This window comes from Gordonia sp. 135, assembly GCF_009720185.1.
Taxonomy (GTDB): domain Bacteria; phylum Actinomycetota; class Actinomycetes; order Mycobacteriales; family Mycobacteriaceae; genus Gordonia; species Gordonia alkanivorans.
On the sequence record NZ_CP046258.1, the window covers coordinates 130,581 to 150,787 of the forward strand.

Below are 20,207 nucleotides of genomic sequence, written 5' to 3' on the forward strand. Positions count from 1 at the left end.
CGTGGCCGGCGACGCTGGTCGTGCGTGGCGAGCCACGCCTGTCCGGTGGGTCACCGCCGCGGGGTGGGCTTGTGCTGGGGGCCAGGTGATCTTGCCATCGCCTCCGTCTGAGCGCGGTGAACGTCACTGCTGCACTCACAGGTCCAGGTCCGGGTCGCGTTGGGGCTGTGGCCCGTTATCGAGTGGGTCGGGTGGCGAGGGCTGCGATCCGGTGTTCTCTGTGCGTTCTGCTTCTGGTGGGGGTCGGGTGTCGGCGAGCAGTGTTCCGATTCCCGGTTCTGCTGTGGTGGTGTCTTTTTCTGCCTGGTAGAGCTCCGCTTGGTGTTGGTGGGAGCGTTTCATCACGGCGATGTAGTCGGCGGCATGGTCGAGTCCGGCTTCTTCGACCATGACCGGTGTCGGGTTGAGTTCCAGACTCCAGCCGGGTTCACGACCGGCACTACGCATCCGTTCTTCGGCAGCTTGGCGGGCGGCGACGGCTTCCTCGGATTGTTGGGCCCGTTCGATCTCCATCCTCAGTTGTCGCAGCCGGACCTGTTTGGTCTGCAACTCATCCGCTCGGGTGAACGGTGCGTCGATACGCGGGGCGTTGACCTCGACTTCGCGGCGGTAGCTGGCGATGTCGGCGACCAGTTGAGCGCGGGTGTCGTCGAGGCCGGTGTACAGGTTCTCCAGACGGGTGGCGAGCCCGGACGCCGTGGCGGTGCGCCGCTCGGTGGAGGTGAACACTTGGGAGGCGTCGAGAGTAAACCCGGGTCGCCCCGGGCAGTCGAGCCACACGTGGATCTTGTCCTGGGCGAACTCGCGCGAGGCGTGCGCCGCAAGCCCTGACGGTATCGACGCGATCGGCATGGACTGCTTCATGCCGGCACCTTTGAGCTCGTGGTAGACCGCGGTCACCCGCGACAGCAGCGTCTCGGACCGCTCCGGACGCTTCGATAGAGGACGGGCCCCGGTGACGACGAACTGCTTACCAGCGTCGATCCACTCCTGATGACCGGCCAGCAGAACGTCGAGTTTGTCGATGCTGCCCTCCAGCCGTGGGATGGCCCGGTCTGCGGCGGCCACGACCCGGCGGGCGTGGGAGCGGGAGTCCGCGTGGGCGCTGGCCAGTGCGGACAGGCTTTTCACCTCGTCTTCCAGGGTGGCCATTTCAAGGAACCGTTCATCACCGGTCGCGGCGGCTTTGGTCGCCGCAGCAGCCTCAGACAGTGAGTCATCGGCGATGTCGTCGACCTCGGCGACGTCGTCGAGCTGCCCGCGTTTGGCCTGCTCGATGAACGCAGCCTTGGATTCGACTTTCGACCACATGACGGTGTCGGTGGTGCCTGCGGTGACGTAGTTCAGAATCTCGATCCGCGGATTCTGGTTGCCCTGGCGGATGATCCGGCCTTCTCGTTGCTCAAGATCAGCCGGCCGCCACGGCACGTCCATGTGGTGCAGACCGATCAGGCGCCCCTGGACGTTCATGCCGGTACCCATCTTCGAGGTCGACCCGACCAGCACCGCGATCCGACCGGCTCGACAGTCGGCCTGCAACGCCAGTTTCTGCGACGGCGATTTCGCGTCGTGGATGAACGCGATCTTCTCCGCGGGCACGTTGTACTGCTCCACGAGAAGGTCTTTGAGGTTGGAGTACACCGACGGACCGTCGGGTCGCGGGGTGCCGCGGTCGCAGAACACCAGCTGCAATGCCCCGCGGATCGGGGACCGCTCCCCTTCCTCGGTGAGGTACTCGTTGTCGGCGGTGGCGTGGTAGATGCGGGCGACCTGTTCGGCCACCGCATCGGCGCGGGTGTTTCCCGGATCCGGTTCGAGGTTGGCCAGCACCGGGTCGAGAGCGACGTTGCGGCCGTCGTTGAGGATCTTCAGCACGTTGTCAATGTCAGCGCGGCGTGGGTCGAGATGGTCGGCCCGATAGTCCAGATCGGCGATGAAGTCCTGTCGTTCCTGACCGGGTGTGCTGGTGACGATCTGCCGCCCGTCATGGATCGGTAGATTGGCCGGGACTTGTTCACGGACAACGACGTCGGTGTACTGAGCGGCCATGGCGAACATTTCCTTGGGGTTGGCGAACGCCGACACCTTCGACACGACACGCAGTTTGGTGCCGGTGGCGTTGGGGATCGTCTCCGAGCGGGTCGCGGTGAACGACGCCGCCCAGTCGGTGATCGAGCGGACCCCAGCCACCTCCAGCACATCGGGGCGCAGATACTGCTGCATCACCCACGACTCGGCCAGTGAGTTGGCGATCGGGGTGCCGGTGGCGAACGTCGCGACCCGCTCAGCGCCCGGGGCGATGACCCGCCCGGCCGCGGCCGCCTGATGCTGGCGACGTTCACGCAGGTAGTCCAGTTTCATCGACAGGTCCTCGGCCTTGTTCGACCCGGTCAGCGACAGCGAGTCGATGGCGCACTGGCGGCCCTTGTTCTTGTACTCGTGGGCCTCGTCGACGAACAGATAGTCCCCGCCGGTGTCTTCGAACAACACCCCGTGGTCCTTCTTGGCCTGATCGGTCGCGGCGTCGAGACGCTTCTGGAGCTGTTTCTTCGCCCGTTCGATCTTCTTGACCGTCGCGTGGGTCATTTCGCCTGCCCCTGCGGACAGTTCGGCGTCGAGGTCGGCGAGCTGGCCGGCGATGTAGTCGACGCGACGTTGGGGGTGTACCCGGATCGCCTCGAACACCGACGCCGGGATGATGACCATGTCCCAGTCGCTGGTCGCGGTCTGCGCAGCGAACACGCGGCGGTCCTCGGCCGACATGCCTTTGCGTCCCACGAGAACGTTGGCCGCGGGGTACCACATCTTCACTTCGCGGCCGAACTGCTCGATGAGGTGGGTGGGTACCACAATCCACGGCTGATTGACCAGGCCGCGGCGTTTGAGTTCCATCGCCGACATGAACATCGTGCCGGTCTTGCCGGCGCCGACGACGTGATCGAGCAGCACCGTCGGCTCGGCGAGAATGCGTGCCACCGCATCACGTTGGTAGGGGTGCGGCTCAAACACCGGGGACAACCCGGGCAGCACCAGCCGGGACCCGTCGTGTTCGGGCCGGACCCAGGTGTTGAAGCGGCGATTCCACTCGGCGACCAGCCGGTCGCGGCGCTCATCATCCGACCACAGCCACGACCGGAACTCGGTGGTGATCTTCTCCGCTTGGACCTGGGCGAGGATGGTGGCTTGGGCATCAACTTCCGGTGCACCGTCGTCCTGCGCCCGCCCCGAATTCTTGACCACGATCGAGCGCTGGTTGAGCAGCATCTCGGTGAGGTCAACCGCATCGAGCGCTTTGTCGAGGTCGGCATTGTCGGCGCCGTACTCGGTGCGCATCACCGTGCTGTTGCGTTCGAATGGTGGCACTTCGACCCCCCAACTACCCGCAGCGCGTGACACCCGCACGCTGGCGGCGCCAAAGGTCTCGCGCACGAACGCCTCGTAGTCACGCGGCTCGATCCAGGTCGGCCCGAGTTTGACCGACCCGATCTGGGAGGGCTGCTTATCGGCCGGGATCACCTGCGCCAGTGCTTGTGTTAGTTCCGTCCAATCCCGGTTCCCGGGGTCGTTGCGGGCGGCTTCGGCGGCGCGAGCGTGTTTGGCGCGCACGTTGCCCGACAGCGCGGTGGCCGCGGGCACCAGGTCCTCGGGCATGTCCGGGTCGGCGTAGACCAGACCGCGGATCGACTCGCGTGCCTGCTCGGCGGGCTGGCCGAGGAGTTCGGCGACGCGGTCGAGATCGACCCGGCCGCGTTCCCCGAGACTGATCGCGACCGCTTCGGCGGGGGTGTCGGCGCGCGAGACCGGGACCGGCGCCATGACGACGTCGCGGGAGAACACCGCGGTCTTGCTCACGGTGCCGGTCTCCTCGTCATAGCGCTCCAACGCCAGCACACCAGCCATTCCCGGATCGGCACGGACCGCCTCGAGATGGGTCTGGCGTCGCGAGGGTGCGCTGACCTGCCACGCCTTCTCATCGAGGTCGGCGGCCACATCGTCAGGCAGCGGCCCGGGATAGGCGGCGCCGTCGGCATCGCGGTGCGCGGCCCGCCACTTGGCTTCGAGTTCAGCGAACTTCTTGGCGGCCTGCTCGGCGGTGCGTTCCTTGCCGCCCACCAGCTTCGCCCGGTTCACCGGCCCGTAGGTGTTCAGGTAGGCGTCGTAGACCTCGTTGAGGTCCGCGCGCAGCGCATCCCGCTCGGCGCGGCTGCTCTGGGTGCGTTGGGCAGCGATCGTGGCCGCGAACAGATCCCGCAGCCGCAACAGGTGCCGGGTCTCGGTGGCACGGGTGGCGGGCACCTTGATCGGTTCCTCGCCGCCGATCCCGCGCCGCGAGAACACCCCGGAGATCTCGTCATAGCTGACGTGCCCGATCGGAATGTCCTCGCCATAGAGGGCGTCGGTGTCGAGGGCGCCGGCGGTGAACTCTATTCCGGCCGTGGCGGTGTCGTCGGCGAGGAACAGCCCGTCGCCGCGTTGCAGGGCGGCGTCGACGATGCCGGTCAGCCGGTCGTCGAGGTCGGCGGCGACATCGCCGCCGGGTTCGGCGGCCACGACGAGCATCCCGTCGCGGTAGAGGCCGCGATCGACACGCATCGTGCCCAGCACGTGTTCCGTATGGGTGGTGAAGTAGCGGTTCACGCCGATCTCGGTGGTCTCGCCGGTCCGGTCGGCGAGAGCAACGAGGTCGGAATGCAGCCAGTCGGCATCCGCAGGCGCGGCGGCGTCGGGTTCGCGGCGACGGAACACCAGGACGTCGGTGACGACCTGGGTGCCGGCGACCCGTTCGAACGCCGTCGACGGCAACCGCACCGCGCCGACGAGGTCGGCGACGGCGTGCATGTCGCGGCGGGCTTTGTCCGAGGCCGCATCCAAAGTCCCGGCGCTGGTGATCGCCATGACGTATCCGCCGGGGGCGGTGAGGTTGAGCGACTTGAGGAGGAAGTGGTTGTGGATGCGGTGGCGGGCGGGGTTGTGGATCGGGTCGTGCACCGTGAACCCACCGAAGGGCACATTGCCGATCACCGCGGCGAACGATCCGTCCGGGACGCGGGTGGTCTCGAAGCCCTCCAACCGCACTTGGGCGTCGGGGTAGAGCAGATGGGCGATCTGAGCGGTCGTCGGGTCGAGCTCCACACCCACCATCTGCGCACCGGGCGGCGCCAATCCGATGAACGTGCCGCTGCCGCAACCAGGTTCGAGCACCAGCCCGTCGTCGAAACCGGCGCGTGTCATCGCCGACCACATCGCTTGGGCGATCGCGGGATCGGTGTAGTGAGCATTGAGCGTGGAGGCCTTCGCTTGGCGCCACTGCTCGGAATCCAGCAGGGCGCGCAGCTGCTCGCGTTCGGTCGTCCACTCCGACTTGGACTCGTCGAAGATGTCGGCCGCGGCACCCCACCCCGACCACCGCGCCAAGACCTCGTGCTCGGCCGCGGTCGCCGGGCGTCCGGTGCGGGCGGTGTCGGTGAGGACCTCGAGTGCGGCGATGTTGGCCTGGGCGCGGGCTTTCGCCCCGGACGGCACCAGCACCGTCCCCGGATGGGTGAACCGGGTCGCAGGCCCCACCTCGATCGCCGCCGGGGTGGTGTCGTCGTCGACGACCGCAACGCCCGCGGCAGGTTCCTCCTGCGGTGCGGGTTCGATCGCGTTGTCGGGTTCGGACGAGGTGTCGGGTTCGAGGCCGGCCACCACATGGTCGGCCTTGATATAGACCACCGAGCCGTCCGGGCGTCGTGCCGGGGCGACACGGGTGCTCGCCCACGCCGTCAGTGGCAGCCCGGTCTCGGACTGCGGGACCTGCGGCAGCGCGTCGCCGGCCTTCGGTGGCAGCGGCGTGCCGCCCGGGTCGACGACGGCCGGGTCAGTCGGGATCCGCAAATCGTCCAGCGACTCGAACAGCAGTCCCTGGCCGTCGTCGACTACCTCTGCGCGCGCTCGGCGTCGGCGCGAGCCTGATCGGCCAGCGCTGCGTCCACCATCGCGGTCAGTTCCGGAACCAGCGGATGTTCCGGCCCGTCGGGCACCGGGAGTCGGTCGGTCAGGCGTGCTTGCAGCAGTTGCTCGGCCCACACCTGAAACCGCGGTGTCTGATTCGGCCACACCTGCTCGGTCAGTTGTTCGGTTTCGCGGGTCGCTTCGATCGCCCACGGTGTCAGCCACCGCTGCATCCCGGTCATCGTGTCCGGGTTCGGCTCGTCGTCCAGCGGATCGTCGTCGTCCTCGGGACTGCTCATTCCCTCCCAGAGTGTCGCCAGCACCGTCTCCTCCGCCGCGTACCGGGCCTGCTGATATAGCCGCTGCGTCGTCAGCACGTCCGGGTCGTTGCCCCCGTGCTCGTTCTTCCACGCCGCGATCGCCGCCAGCTCCGTCTGTGACTGCGTCTGAGCGATCTCGGCTTCCAGCCGGGTCGCTTCGGCGGTCAGGAAGTCCTCGAACTCCGTGCGGTCCATCTGCGTCAGTTCCTGGGCGTACCGCTCGGTCAGTGCCGTGCGCAGATCGTGAAACATCGGTGTCCTCCTCGGTGTGGGTATCCATAGTGCTCTGCGGTGCCGACATCCGCTGCCTCGATGGGTCGGTGTCGGCGAGCAGATCGAACAGATTGGGGGTGTTGTCGTCAGGGGTGGCGTTACGCGCCATGCGTCGAGCTCCTACCAAAGTGAGGTCCGCCCGGCCCGGCCAACGCCGGTCCTCGCGGGGGTGGTTATCGTTTCTCACTGGTCAGAGGCTCGATCTCTGGCCGATCAGTGCCCTGGCAGGTGTGTCCAGCACCTGTCAGGGCCTGAGTCTTCTCACGGCGGGTCCTCGCCGTCGCCTGGTTCAGGCATGAGGGCACTCGACCAGCGGTGCGGGATTCGTGGTGATTCGTACGTGGGTGGTGTGGTTGGCGACCGGGCTGCTCGGCGGAAACGGCGCGAGAGAAATGGCGATCACGACTGGCCTCCTTCGGGGGCATTGATGTGTGGGCGTCGGTTAGTCGTCATGGTGTGTTCCGTCCTGGTCAGGTCCGTGGTGGTGCGAGGAGGGCGGGCGGCGTTGGCGCAGTGTGGCTTTGGTGACGACGATGGCCCCGGTGATGGTCAGGACCACCAGCAGCACGAAGCACCCGGCGAGCGCTATATGGATCAGTGGTGGCATGACATGGCTCTCTCAGGCGTTATGCGGCGGTGGTGTGGTCGATGGGTGGGTCGAACCATCCCGGCGGTGGTGGGGTGCAGGTGTCGGTGAGTGTCGCGGTGTTGGTGTGCTTGTCGGGTGTGCACAGATAGAGCGGCCCGTTGCCCGCGGTGAGTGCTCGCCAGTGGACGTCGAGGTGGGCGGTCCACCACGACGACAGGGCGGCGGGGTCCTCGCTCAGGCGGGCAGTCTCCCAGGCCTTCCACAGCTCCTCGAGGCGGATGACGACTTCGTCGTGGCGCCACCACTGCGTACACCAGCGGGTGTCGCGGTCGAAACGTCCGGCCTTGATGTGGCTGAGCCAGTTGGTGAACCAGTCGGCGCCGGAAGTGAACCGCCAGTGCGCGCGGGGGTCGTCGTTGGGGGTGTCGGTGTCGGGGGTGGTCATCGGGAGGTCCTTTCGCGGGTGGCGGCGGGTTGAGGTGTGGCGGCTAGGGCTGCTTGCTGGGCTGCGCGTTCGGTCCCGCAGGCCTTCTTGGAGGCGTCGATCAGTTCGGCGTAGGGGCCGAGCCAGTAGGAGTTCTTGGTGGTGACGACGGTGCGGTTACCGGAGGTGGCCAGCACAGCGCGTTCGGCGGGTAGTGCTTTGAGGTCGTCGATGCCGAGAATGGGTTCGCTGGACCATGATTCGCTGGTGCTGGTCGATCCCAGGCCGGAGCTGGAGTGCGAGCGGCTGCGGCGGCGGACGTCGCGTTGGCCGATCATGCGGCTCAGGCCGGACAGGTAGGACTCGTTGTTCGATGATCCGGCGTAGATGTAGACGTTCGAGGAGTCGACGAGCATGTCGAGTTTGTCTTTGGACCACACTTTCGCGGCCTGGGCCAGCGATTGCAGCATGGTGACGATGACGATGCCCTGGCTGCCGAAGTGGGAGTACCAGTCGGGCAGTTCGGGCAGTTTGCACACGTTGGCGGCCTCGTCGAGCACCGCCACGACCGGCACCGGCAGCCGTCCGCCGTTGCGTCGTGCTTGGGCGACGGCGGCTTTGAAGATGGTGTCGGCCAGGGCGGTGGTCAGTGCGGTGGCCGCGCCGGCGCCTTCCATCGACAGGGCGTACATGGTGTCGGTGGAGGTGACGAACGCTTCCGGATCGAACTTGGGCAGGTTGTGGCGGATGTCGTTGTCGCCGACGGTGTTGTCGCCGTCGAACCGCACCCGTTGGGGCGGCAGGACTGATCGGGCGTAGGCGGGCACGGTCATGACGTTGATGAATCGGCGCGCCATGTCGTAGAGGCCGTCTTGCTGGCGAGGATTGAGGTTGGCGGCGGTGTCGATCTTGGCTGCGGCGTCGTGGTGGCCGTGGCGAGTCAAGACCTGGCGGGCGACTTTGAGTGTGGGATCGGTGAGCCAGCCGTCGACGTGTTTGAGGTCTCCCCCACCGACCGATGCAGCCAGGATGTGCAGGGCTAGCAGTTCTTTGGCGCCACCGTCGAAGTAGGCGTCCAGGCGTGATCCTTCGGCGGTTTCGGCTCCGGCGAAGATCGCGGCGAGCTCGCGGGCGTCGGAGAGTTCGTGCACGCACCACAGCGGGTCCCACCACCATTGTTGGCCTTGGGTGCCGGCGATGTGCTGGAGGTCTGAGAGCCAGATGGTGCCGCGGGTGCGTGGGGGTTCGTGCCGCTGGGTGCGATACGCCCACACCGCGCGCAGCCCTTGTCGGGTGGTGTCGGCCTTGGCGGCGTGGGTGGTGAGGTCGTTGCGGTCGCGCACCCAGCGGGTGGCGTCGTAGATGTCGGGTTTGTTGGAGGTGGCGAACACGGCTCCGGGTGCCTGGCAGATCATGGGTATGGCGTAGCCGGTGGTCTTGCCTGATCGGGGTCCGCCGATGATGAGTCCGACCCATTCCCAGCTCATGTAGAGCGCGGACTTTCCTGATCCGATCAGCGATCCGAGCGAGAGTCCGTAGTCGAGGTGCCCGGTGATGGCGTCGCGGCCACGCAGGCGCTGCGCGGAGTGCTTGGCGTCGCGGGCGGTGATGGCGTGCAGTTCTCGGGGCCGGGGAAGGAACTGTGCCACCTGGTCGAACTCGCGTAGCACGGCGGTGGCGGCGCGGTGACGTCCCACGATGACGGTCACTACGGCGGCGGCGATGACCGCGACCACGAGGAGCACGGTGGAGGCCACCGGCCACTGGAATGTGCCGTCGACGGCGGCGGTGGCCGGGTTGATCAGCACTGGGCCGGGCTGACCGGTGAGCCAGCACCCTGCCCGCCAGCACGCGTAGACGATCGCCAGCAGCGCGAACAGGACTGCGGCGAGGTAGTAGCCGACCATGGATTCGTGTTGGCCGCGGTCGCGGCGATGGGTGGTGCTCACGGCTGGGCTCCGGTGGCGAGGGAGACGCTGGCGCCGACGTCGGCGGCCGGGGTGATCTGCCAGTCGCTGTCGCCGGCGGCGATCAACGCGGCTTCGGGGGCGGGTTCGGTGTCGGCGATGAGTTCACTCGTCGACCGGTGCCCGCCCGCTGACGCGGCGTCGTCGACGTCGATGGCATAGTTCGCGGCTGCGGTCGACACTTCCTCGAGTAGGTCGGTGTCGGCGACCTGGCCGAGTTCCTGGTCGCGGTCGCGACCGGAGATGGTGTCGGGGTCGACGCCGGCCTCACGTAGCCGCTCATCCCAGGCTTGCGCCCATTGCTCGGCGCGCTGCACGGTGGCTTTGGTCTGGGCTTCCCGGGCGGTGTCACTGCCGCGGGCGGCCTCGGCGGCGGCTTCGTGGGCCAGGTCGGCTGCGGCGTGCGCTCCGGCCCAGCGCGCCATCAGATCCGGTGTCAGCGGGTGGCGTTCGGCACTGGTGTCGGTGTAGCGGGGCGGGCGGGCGTCGGTGGCGCGCGCGGAGTTCAGCCGTTGCTGGGCGCGGGTCTGCCGGGCACGTCGCTTGTGCTGCTGGTTGCGGACCTCACGCAGGGCTTCGTCGGCGCGGCGGCGGGAGTGACGCATGATCGTGCGGATTTCGTCGAAGATGTCGTCGACTTCGCGGCTGTTGTCCTGGGTGACGTTGTGGGGGTCGAGCATGGTGCGTGCCTTCCTTCGAGGGGCGGTGTTGGGAGGTCGGTGGGTCAGGTGTCGGCGCGGGGGTAGGTGGCCACTTTCCAGTGGCCGTCGATGCGGACGAGTTCGGCGGTGACGGTGAACTTTCGGTAGGAGGTCACCGTGGCGTCGATGCCGAGCACGGTTTGGGTGACGGTGCCGTGCGCACTGGCCTTCTGCGGTGAGATCAGCACTGCCGAGGCGTTGTCGACGCGGGCGGTGATGACGTCGAGGGATTGCTTCCAGGCGCCCCACTGGGCGCTGGGCCGCACTGTGGCGGGGCTGTCCGCGGATGCCAGTGCCTGGCCGGTGAGGGTGGCGCGGGTGCGGCGCAGCGCGTCGGTGGGTGAGGTGTCGGTGGCGGGTTGCCAACTGAACATGGTGGTGACCGTGGTGGTGAACACCCCGATCGGTTCGGCGCGATCGGGCAGGCCGGGCGGGCTGCTGTAGTGCTCGCCGTGGTCATCGTGGCCGTGTGCGTGTTCGGTGGTGTCGTCGGTGCCGGAGCATCCGGCCAGTGCGGCGATCAGCACGATCGCGATGACGGCCAGGAGGTGGTGGTGGCGACGGTGGTGGTTCATCGGTTTTTCTCCGGAAGTCCTTGATCGGCGAACTGTTTGGCGTAGGCGATGACTTTCTGGCCGTACGGGCGGGTTTGGGTGTCGTAGTCGCCGCCGGTGGGTGTTCCGCCGGCATTGAGTACCGCGCCGACTCCGGCGTTGTAGGCGTAGGCGTAGAGAATTTCGCGGCCTTCGGCGGGTTCTTTCACTCGCCCGGCGGCGATCGCGGCGTCGATCTGTTTGGCGTTGGCGCACGAGAATCGACCGGCGGCCATGACGGCGTCACCGATGTCGGTGGCCGAGGCGCGGCCGTTGCCGTCGTCGTCTTTGGCCCAGGACGGGTAGGTGTAGTCCATGAATTGCATCGGCCCCTTCGCGCCTGCCGGGGACACCAGGGAGGCGTTGAATCCGGTCTCTTGCTTGCCGATTCCGCCGAGGAACGCTGAGCTGATCTGCGGGCAGAGCAGTCCGGCTTTGCGGAACCACGGCTCGTAGGCTGGTGGGACCCGCCCGGCGGCGAGGTTGTCGACTCCCCCGCCGTGCTGGCCGTCGACCGGGCCGCAGTCGGCGCTCTCGTCGGCGCCGATCCCGCCGGTGACCCCGGGTGCGGTGTAGACCTCCCCGCCGCGGGGCATGCCGTGGCCTTCGACGGTGGCGTGGACGTGGTCGAAGTGGTTCTGGGTGGGGTCGCCGCGGTCGTTCATGATGTTGGACTTGCCGACGGCCGGGTAGTAGGTCTGGCGCCAGATCGTGTACTCGAGCTTGAAGTGTTTCTTGTTGTCGAGGATGTATTTGTTGACGGCGTTGCCGAGCGCGATCCCTTGTGCGGAGGTGTAGTTGGGGATCATGACGTCGACGGCGCGGCCGGACGGGTGGTCGTTGTAGCCGCCGCCGTCGGCGCGCCAGCCGCCGATGGTCTGGATTTGGGGGAACTTGGCGGCGATCGCGCGGGCGAGGCGGATGGTGTCGACCTGGAAGTGCGCTTCGGAGCCCTTGGACTTCGGCAGCGGCGGCAGCGGGCCCGACGGCCCGGATGGTGCGGGCGGGCCGCTGGGGGCGCCCGCGGGCGGTGGCACTGCGGCGGCGTTGAGGAAGGTGCCTGCGGGTGCGGGTTTCTTGCCGGTGACCCCGGCGGTCTTGGAGGTGGTCGGCCAGGCGCCCCAGCCTTGGGAACCCAGGACGCGGTTGGCGACTTCCATTTGCTGTTCGCGGGTGGCTTTGTCGGCGGTCGGGGCGTACTGCGCGCCGCCGGCGCCGGTCCAGGTCGACGCTGCGAACTGCAGCCCGCCGTAGTAGCCGTTGCCGGTGTTGATCTTCCAGTTGCCGCCGGATTCGTGCTTGGCCACGGCGTCCCAGTCGGCGGCGGTGACCACGTCGGCGGCGGGCAGGACTCGGGGTGCGGTGAGTACCCGCGGGCCGCCTGGTTGGGCGGGCGCTCGTCCGGCGGGGGCGGCGCCGGGTTCGGGGCTGGTGGAGACCCATCCGGCTGGGTCGACTGAGTGGCCGCCGGTGAAGTCGCGGTGCCCGCCATCCCAGACCTCGAAATGCAGGTGCGGGCCGGTGGATTGGCCGTCGTTGCCGAGTTTGGCGATGTGTTGTCCGGCGGTGACTTTCTGGCCGGCTTTGACCAGCACGCCGTCGGCGAACATGTGCCCGTAGACCGTGGACCACACGTGTCCGTTGATGTTGTGGGTGAGTACGATCCAGTGCCCGAACCCGGAGGCGGTCCCGGCGGCGGTGACGGTGCCGTCGGCGGCGGCATAGATCGGTGCGCCGAGTGCCCCGGCCAGGTCGATGCCTTCGTGCATCGCCCCGTCGCGTGGGCCGTAGCCGGAGGTGATCTGAAAGTCCTTGACTTTCATCGGCTTGACCTTGGCGCCGGGTGAGAGGGTGGCGTCGGCGGGTTGGTCGATGCCGCTGGTCAGCGGCAAGCAGGAGTCGTCGTCGCCGGCCACGGAGATGATGACCGTGCACGAGGCGAAGAACCCCATGACCAGTGCCAGCAGCGGCACCAGCAGTTTGGAGGCGTTGCCCTCACCCACGAGGCAGACCCCGATAGTCGGCGGTGGTGGTGTCGAGGTCGCGGACGTGCTCGGTGAGGGCCTTGTTCATCGAGCGCATGACGTCGAGGCGGGTGGCCCATTCGCGGTCGCGGGCGGTGACGTCGCGGCCGACCCCGGCTGCCCGGCACCACCGCATGACGCTGTTGGTGCCGGCGCCGATGTTGGCGGCGACGTCGGCGGCCGCGGCGGTCAGCGACAGCGATGTGCGAGCCAGCAGCTCAGCCACGGCGCGCACGGCCAGTCGCCGGACTTCCTCGGAGTGGGCGGTGCGGCGAGGGTTGGGTTCGACCACCCAGTCCTGCACCTGTTCCCAGGCACTGGGTTGCGGGTCGATCGGGGTGGCCACCCCCGGGTCGCTGTCGGTGCTCATGCCGCGGATCCGGATTTGGCGCCGCGGCCGCGGTTGAAGCGCTTGTTGGTGTTGTGCATCTCGGTGGCGCGCTCGGTGGCGGTCAACCGCATCTGCACCGGGATGCCGGGCTGCTCACCCTCTTTGATCAGGAACTTGCCCATACCTGGCGGTACGGTGTTGGTTTCGGTGCCGGTCGCGCGGACCCCGTCGGCCCAGTCGGTTTCGCTGATCTCGGAGACGACCGGGTCGTCGATGCCGCGGGGGGTGGTGGCCCACTCGGCGAGGGTGGCGGCTTCTTTCTCGTTGAGGTTGACCTTGCCCTCCATCAGCGAGGCTTCGTCCTCGGGCAGCGGGAAGCACACCTTGACCCGGGCGCGGTCGAGAAAGCCCATGGCGCGCTGGCGATCTTCCATCGAGTCGAACGCCTGGAGGTCCTTGACGGTGTGGGTGGTGAACAGGCTGCCGGTGCCCTGTTCGCGCTGGACGCGGGTGACTTCGTCGACGCGCCACACGATGCCGTTGCCGACACCGAGTACCAGCGAGAACTCGTCGCACACCAGGTCGTAGTTGCGGGGCTCTTGCAGGCCGTGATCGGAGAGCAGGTGCGAGGCTTCGACGGCGGAGAATCCGTCCGACCAGCACGCCAGGAGTACTGCGGCGCGCAGCTTGCGGGCGTTGGCCGGGAGCCGGGACATGTCCACGCACACCCCGAGGGCGTCGATGTCGATGGGCTCTTTGGTGGGGGCGTTGAAGATCTCGCCGAACTGCCCCGACACCAGCTGGTCGAGCGACTGGCGCAGGTTCTCGGTCAGCAGCAGGTAGCGGTCGACGGCGATCGCGTCATGGGGTCGACGCCCCAGGGCGCCGGAGGCATCGAGGAGGTCCTGGTGGGCGCGGCGCAGTTCGGGATTGGTGTCGGCGTCGCGGGCGGTGGCGTCGATGAGGGTTTGCGGGACCTGACGCAGCAGGGTGAGCACATCGCCGGGCAGGGGCGCATTGGTCAGGGTGAACTCGTTGGCCGTGCCGTAGAGCACCCGCAACGCGGTGGTCAGCAGGGTCTCCTCGTGCGGAGCGATCGGGCGGCCGGAGCTGATCTCGAGCAGGCCGGTGGCGGCGGTGACCTGGCGGGCCCGCATTTCGCGTTCGGCGAGTTGGCGTGCGGCGGTGGGCAATCGGGCGATGAGGTTGCCGAAGGTGCCCACCGCCAGCGGATTCATCGGCGAGTCGAATCCGACGCTGGTGACCTGTGGGGTGACCGGGGTGATGCCGTCCTCGCGGTACTGCACCCGGCCGTTGTCGTCGTGGAGGACCATCTGGCGCATCATGTTGACGAAGTCGGGGCGGTGATCGCCCATGATGAACGGCCGGACCCCGGTCGCCAGGTCGTGGCAGACGATGCGCCGGTTGAGGGTGCTTTTGCCGAACCCGTTGAGGCCGAACACCATCGCTGACGGTGCGGTGATCTGTCCGGCTTCGAACCAGCCGATCTGGTCGAACCCGACGGGTTGTCCGGTGTCGAGGTGTGAGCCGACGGGCGCGCCGTCCAGGGGGGCTGAGGCGCCGATGGGGAACGGATAGAACCCGGGCACGTGCGCGGTGGTGCCGCGCAGTTCGTTGGGGCGGCGCACGTGGGCGACGCGGCCGCCGCCACGCCCGTCGTAGCCCCGGTTGGTGCGGATCAGAGTGGGCACGTCGAACTGGATTGGCCGGGCGATGGCGGCTTCGTGGCGTTCCCGGCGGCGGGCGTCGTTGTCGAGTTTCTGGCGGGCGAGGTAGCCGTTGACTCCACCGCTGCGGGCGGTGTCGAGCAGGTCCTCGCGGGTGTCGTCGTCGTAGAACGTGGTCGGCTTGGTCGAGCGTTCTTTGGTGCTCGGCCGGGTGGCCGAGGCCGCACCGGCATTGAGGTGCAACGTCGACGGCGTGGTGTCGCCATCGGTGGTGGCGGTGGTGGCTGTACGGAGGTCGGTGACGGTCATGGTGGGCGTCTCGCAATCGGTTAGCGGTGGCGGTGGCGCAGGGCTTCGTCGGTGATGTCGCCGTGTTCGGGCAGCAGCACCCCCAGCCCGATTCCGGCGGCGAACAGTTCGGCGTGGCGGTCGTAGCCGTTGCGCACGCCGAGGCGGGCGAACAGCGGCAACCGGGTTCGTAGAGCGTCGACCGACGGCGTGCGGGGACGCGGCTCGGTGATCGTCAGCGTGGCGCCGAAGCGCTGCAGAGCGGGCTCGAAGGTGAGGCGGATCGGGTCATCGGGGTGAATGGTGTCGGCGATCCGGGTCGCTCGCCAGGTGATCGCCAGCCGGGTGCGCGGGGTGGTCGGGTCACGCTCGAGCAGCTGGGCCAGTACCGAACCCATCGCGTGGGGCGGTTCGAGCACGTGTGGGGCGATCACCCATGTCGCCGACAGTAGGTCGTTGTGGCAGAACACATCGCGCACCCGGTGTGGTGTCGAGTCCGGTGCGATGTCGGCGAATGCGGGCGAGGTGTCCTCGACCAGGCCGCCGCGGTAGGCCCGCACCCCGACCGCGGCGACCTGCGCTGCGGTCAGCGGCGTGGTGTCCAGCCCGGCGGCGTGCAGGGACCCGATCAGCGTGTGCAGGCGCCGGCCCACCTCCACGGCCATCTCGTCGGGAGTGGTCTTCATTGCCGAGGTGGCCGCGACGAAGGTCACCGCGAGATAGGTGTCGGTGGCGAGGTCAGCGACGTCGAGGTGGTGATGGCCCTCGGGGACCATCCATTGCCGGTGGGCGGTGTCGGTGCGGGGGAAGTGGTCGGCGACTGCGGTGACCGCGACGACATCCCAGGCGTCGGCGCCGAAGTCGATGTGGGTGTAGTCGCACAGTTGTTGCCAGTCGCGCAGTGTCGCGCCGGTCGCGGCGAGGATCACCGTGTAGTGGCCGGTGGCGTGTGCCCGGATCAGGCCGTAGTCGTGGCCACCGGCCGAGCGGTGTTCGGTGATCGACAGGACGGTGTTGATTTGGGGCAGGGATGCCGCCGAGGTGGACAGGCGGGCGCGTGAGCGTTGGAGCAGCGAGGTCAGGGCCGGGAGCGTCGGCATTGGCGGGGTGGTCCTTTCTGTCTCGGGTTAGGCGGCGAGCTTGTCGGAGACGGTGCTCTCTTCGGAGAGCACGACACCGAAACCCAGTCCGGCGCAGAAGGTGACGAGTTGTTCGTCGCGGGCCGGTTCGAGTGGGGTGGCCGCAGAGAGGCCCAGATCGGTGACGAGGGTGTCGATCTTCTGGGTGTCAGCGCCGATGGGGCAGGTGGCGGTGACGATCATCGACACCCGGGTCACGCCTGCGCCGCGGGCCTGTTCCTGGCGGGCACCTTCGGCGCTGTCCAGGCGCACCAGCGCGCGTTCGGGCAGCTTGCCGACGTGGGTGCGCACGGCCTGGCGGGCATCGTTGTGGTCCTTGTTGACGATGGTGGTGGCTTGGGCCGGGGTGTACGGCTGGTAGATGAAGGTGACTCGTTTGCGCGGTACGTCGCTGTTCGGGGACAGCAGATCAGCGAGCACGTTGGAGTCGAACGGCGCCTCGGGTTCGTTGCGCATCGTCCACGACATCGACTGCGCCGCATCGTGAAGCAGGCGGCCGTGTTGGTCTGAGGCCGAGGTGGGTCCGCAGTCTTCCCACCGCAGGCGCATCGGTTCACCGCTCATCAGACCGATCTCGAGGTCGAGTTCGTCGGCCGGGGAGAAACTGCGGCGGGCGATCGCGCAGATTTCGCGTTCGAGCATCGGCCGTACCCGCAGGCCGGCGGCGTGGCAGTAGTCCCGAATCCGTCCGAGACGTCGCGCCACCTCGTTGCCCATGTCGGTGGCGTCGCGTTTGCGGTGCATGGTGTCTGCGCGCCAGGTCAATCCGATCCGCGCTTCCAGGCGCACTTCGGCGGTCGGTACCGCTTCGGTGGCTTCGATGATGATCTTGCGGGCCAGCGCCGGTGCTGTGTCCTTAAGTCGCGACCGCACGATGCTGGAGGCCCGCATCCCCGACTCGGGCAGGGTTTCCATGGTGACCGTGGCGGCCACGAAGTCCGGTGATTGGCCGAGGAAGGTGAGCATGTCGCCGAGGCGGGCGACCCAGCGGTCCCGCACGGGCTGGTCATTCCACTCCCCGCCCTGGGGCCAGGTCCGCAACACGAGGGTGTAGAAGTTCTTCGACGACAACTTGATCAGGCCGAATGGTGCCGATCCATCGCCGGGTGAGAAGTTGAACGTCTCGGCGGTGGCCAGCGGTCCCGGTGGTGGGGTGCCGTCGGGGATCTTCGTGAACGGCCCGGACCGCACCAGGGTCTCACCGGCACGGCGGGCCTTCGACACCGAGCGTGCACCCATGCCCAGCTCCCAGGCTGAGCGGCCGCGTAGCGACACGACCAGCGGCACGAACAGCACTGCCAGGGTGAACGGCAGCCCGAAGAACTTGATGATCCCGGGTAGCGGCAGCATCAGGCCGACGACGGCGATGAACAGGAACCCGAGCAGCACCATCGTCGAGAACATGGTGAACCCGAACGCGCCGGAGGACCGGAACGCCGCGGCCGGGCGGTACAGCAGTCGGCGGGTGCCGGCTTTGTCGGTCATGACAACCTCTTTCGACAGTCAGAGAAGATGGGTCGGTGGGCTAGTGCGCCATGGCGTGTTCGTTCCAGCCCGAGCGCATCGGCGGTGGGCTGCTCAGTGACGGGTCGGAGCTGGTGGATTCGACTTCGGATTCGACGCTGTCGCTGACGGTTTGCATGGCTGCCCCGGCGAGTCCGCCGGCCGAACCCATCGCGTCGCCGAGCCCGGAGGTGGGACCGCCGCCGCCTCCTCCCCCGCCGCCGGAGCTGGCCTGTCCGCCCTGGCCGCCGGAGAGGGCGGGTTGGGCGCCGGGTCCGCCGCCACCTGATGGCGGTGGTGGTGAGGGTGCCGATGCCGTGGAGATACCGCCGGAGGGGCCGCCGCCGCCGCGACCGGCGATCGAGGACATGCCGCCCGCGCTCGCGCCGCCGCTGGCCCCGGCGGTCGCCCCGCCCGAGGCGGCCGCGGCCGCGACCTTGCCCGCCGCGACGCCTGCACCGATGGCCGCGCCGGCCGCTGCGGCACCTGATCCGCCGCCGCCCATGCTTGCCACTGCGGGGGCGATCAGGCGCATGAGCGCGGGTAACACGAACGCGCACAGCATCATCAGCACCATGCCCAGGACCACCTGTTGGGCGTTGTCTTTGGAGGCTCCGGCGCGAAACGCCACGAAGTAGGTCAGCGCGCCAACGGGTTTGAACAGCAGGAATGCCACCGACCAGGCGACGAGCCGCTGGTAGCTCTGTGACCCGGGGCCGGTGCCGGAGAATGCGGCGGCCACCGGGAGTGCGGCGACGACCAGCAGCAGCATCGCCTCGCGCACCACCAGCAACGCCAACTGCAGGAAGGCGCCGAGGAATCCGACGAGGGCGAAGATGCCGATGGCGGTGGTACCCAGCGCGGAGTTGGTCAGCAGGTTGAGTTTGAGGAAGTTCTTGATGACGTCGCCGTTGCCGCCGCCGGCGGTCACTGATTCGCTGACCAGCCAGTTGGAGATGCCGTCGGCGATGCGGCCGCCCACGGTCAGTGCCAGCGGGATCGCGGCGGTGGCCATCGCCGAGCGGAAGATCAGTTTGAAGCCCTCTTCGGCGTCATCGGCCAGGGAGCGTTTGCGGTCGATCATCATCCGCAGGCCGAAGAACATCAGCGAGAACGTCAGGCCCACGATCTGGATTTGCAGGGTGTGGTCGTGCACTTCCTGCATGAGGGAGGATTTGTTGTCCAACTGTGGGTTTGGCAGTTTGATCCACCACGCCATCGCCCACGTGAGGACGGTCTGGTAGCCCTCGAGCAACGAGTTGACGATCTTTTCGAACGTCCCGCCGACCACGCTGCCGGCCACATTGCTGGCGGCGTTGCCTGCGGCGCCGCAGACGGTGCGGGTCAACGGTCCCAGGGCGTCGCACAGCGGGTTCGCTGCGGCCCTGCCGGCACCGGCCCACGAGGACACCGTCGCGGCGATCAGCGCCACCACGACCGCGGCGTGGGTGCGTCGGCCAGTCAGGTGAGCGCGCAGATGCCGCAGTCGGCGGGACCGCGATTCTCGGAGGCGAGAGTCGTTGTGGTGGTTCACCATGGGGTCCACCCATCTCCGGTGGTCGAGGTGAGCAGGCGGCTCGGTTCGTTGCCGGGTTCGGGGACCACCCATTTCCATTGACCGTCGCGCCAGACCATGTCGACGCCGACCGAGATGGCGGTGAAGCCGTCGTCGCGGCTGAGAGGTTGGGCGAATTCGACGTGGGCGAAGTCGGTGGAGTAGGTGGTGACGCGGACCGCGACCGGTACATCCCGCATCTGCGCGGGCAACTCAGGGTTACCGGCATAGATTTGCGCGCCGTTGGTGCGGAGGTTGTCGGCCTCGGGACGGGCGGCCTCGGAGACCACGGCCGCGCGATCGAGCAGGGCGACGTTCTGGTCATCGGGTGCCCAGGTGGCGCGCTGGCCGATCTGCCAGGCGGCCAGTGCCGCGCCCTGCGGGGTGTGGGCAAAGCCGGTGGGTACCCCGTCTGTCCTGATCGCGGTCGGGCCGTCGGAGGTGGAGAACGGGATCGTCGCGCCGTACACGCGCTGCCACATCAACCCCCGTGGCGGTGGGAGCACAGCCTCAGGCTCATCGGTGTCGGAGGGATCGGTGGTCTGGGGGAGGACCTGGCCGAGCGGGTTGGTCGGGGTTTCCACCCGCCGGCCGCGGGTGTCGGTGGTGGGCACCCCGAACGCGTCGTTGGGCAGCCGGGTGACCGGGGTTTGCGGCGTACCCGACGTCGGTGTGTCCGTGGCGGTGACCTGTGGCGGCGGTGTCGACGAATCGTCACCGTCGCCGCGGATGGCGACCAGCACGGCCATGCCGATGACGATGGTCAACACCAGCAGCGACAGCACCAGAGTGGTGCCTTTGTAGCCGCCGGACTGACGCAGTGAGTGCAGCGCCGCGAGTCGGCCGAGGTCGTCGTCGCGAGGATCGGGGGTGCTCAT

The 20,207-nt window shown here is 68.2% G+C and carries 14 protein-coding genes; all 14 read right to left on the bottom strand.

Going from position 1 to position 20,207, the window contains the following annotated elements:
* Positions 1-135 precede the first annotated feature (135 nt).
* The 14 genes from GKZ92_RS23385 to GKZ92_RS23450 all read right to left on the bottom strand — a co-directional run bounded on the left by GKZ92_RS23385 (position 136) and on the right by GKZ92_RS23450 (position 20,207).
* A complete protein-coding gene (locus tag GKZ92_RS23385; RefSeq protein WP_230461988.1) occupies positions 136-5,877 on the bottom strand; it encodes a DEAD/DEAH box helicase family protein in 5,742 nt (1,913 codons plus the stop codon).
* 41 nt (positions 5,878-5,918) lie between these two features.
* On the bottom strand, positions 5,919-6,506 hold the full coding sequence (locus GKZ92_RS23390) for a hypothetical protein (RefSeq protein WP_155225840.1): 588 nt from the start codon (positions 6,504-6,506) through the stop codon (positions 5,919-5,921).
* 463 nt (positions 6,507-6,969) lie between these two features.
* On the bottom strand, positions 6,970-7,134 hold the full coding sequence (locus GKZ92_RS23395; protein WP_155225841.1) for a hypothetical protein: 165 nt from the start codon (positions 7,132-7,134) through the stop codon (positions 6,970-6,972).
* 19 nt (positions 7,135-7,153) lie between these two features.
* Entirely contained in the window at positions 7,154-7,561 is a 408-nt protein-coding gene (locus tag GKZ92_RS23400; protein WP_155225842.1) for a DUF4913 domain-containing protein, read from the bottom strand.
* Positions 7,558-9,489, bottom strand: coding sequence for a type IV secretory system conjugative DNA transfer family protein (locus GKZ92_RS23405; RefSeq protein WP_155225843.1), 1,932 nt, complete (start codon positions 9,487-9,489; stop codon positions 7,558-7,560). The genes GKZ92_RS23400 and GKZ92_RS23405 overlap by 4 nt, the downstream gene beginning before the upstream one ends.
* On the bottom strand, positions 9,486-10,187 hold the full coding sequence (locus tag GKZ92_RS23410) for a hypothetical protein (RefSeq protein ID WP_155225844.1): 702 nt from the start codon (positions 10,185-10,187) through the stop codon (positions 9,486-9,488). Before GKZ92_RS23410 ends, GKZ92_RS23405 begins: the two co-directional genes overlap by 4 nt.
* 44 nt (positions 10,188-10,231) lie before the next feature.
* Complete coding sequence (locus GKZ92_RS23415) at positions 10,232-10,783, bottom strand: hypothetical protein (protein WP_155225845.1); 552 nt, start codon at positions 10,781-10,783, stop codon at positions 10,232-10,234.
* A complete protein-coding gene (locus GKZ92_RS23980) occupies positions 10,780-12,804 on the bottom strand; it encodes a transglycosylase family protein (protein ID WP_155225846.1) in 2,025 nt (674 codons plus the stop codon). The genes GKZ92_RS23415 and GKZ92_RS23980 overlap by 4 nt, the downstream gene beginning before the upstream one ends.
* Positions 12,797-13,195 carry a hypothetical protein gene (locus GKZ92_RS23425; protein WP_014928875.1) on the bottom strand — a complete coding sequence of 133 codons (399 nt, stop codon included), beginning with the start codon at positions 13,193-13,195 and terminating at the stop codon, positions 12,797-12,799. Before GKZ92_RS23425 ends, GKZ92_RS23980 begins: the two co-directional genes overlap by 8 nt.
* Positions 13,192-15,153, bottom strand: coding sequence for a hypothetical protein (locus GKZ92_RS23430; protein WP_155225847.1), 1,962 nt, complete (start codon positions 15,151-15,153; stop codon positions 13,192-13,194). The genes GKZ92_RS23425 and GKZ92_RS23430 overlap by 4 nt, the downstream gene beginning before the upstream one ends.
* Before the next feature lie 20 nt (positions 15,154-15,173).
* Complete coding sequence (locus GKZ92_RS23435; RefSeq protein WP_155225848.1) at positions 15,174-16,232, bottom strand: hypothetical protein; 1,059 nt, start codon at positions 16,230-16,232, stop codon at positions 15,174-15,176.
* Between the two features lie 27 nt (positions 16,233-16,259).
* A complete protein-coding gene (locus GKZ92_RS23440) occupies positions 16,260-17,756 on the bottom strand; it encodes an SCO6880 family protein (RefSeq protein WP_155225849.1) in 1,497 nt (498 codons plus the stop codon).
* A gap of 40 nt (positions 17,757-17,796) precedes the next feature.
* A complete protein-coding gene (locus tag GKZ92_RS23445) occupies positions 17,797-19,311 on the bottom strand; it encodes a hypothetical protein (RefSeq protein WP_155225850.1) in 1,515 nt (504 codons plus the stop codon).
* Positions 19,305-20,207 carry a hypothetical protein gene (locus GKZ92_RS23450; protein ID WP_155225851.1) on the bottom strand — a complete coding sequence of 301 codons (903 nt, stop codon included), beginning with the start codon at positions 20,205-20,207 and terminating at the stop codon, positions 19,305-19,307. Before GKZ92_RS23450 ends, GKZ92_RS23445 begins: the two co-directional genes overlap by 7 nt.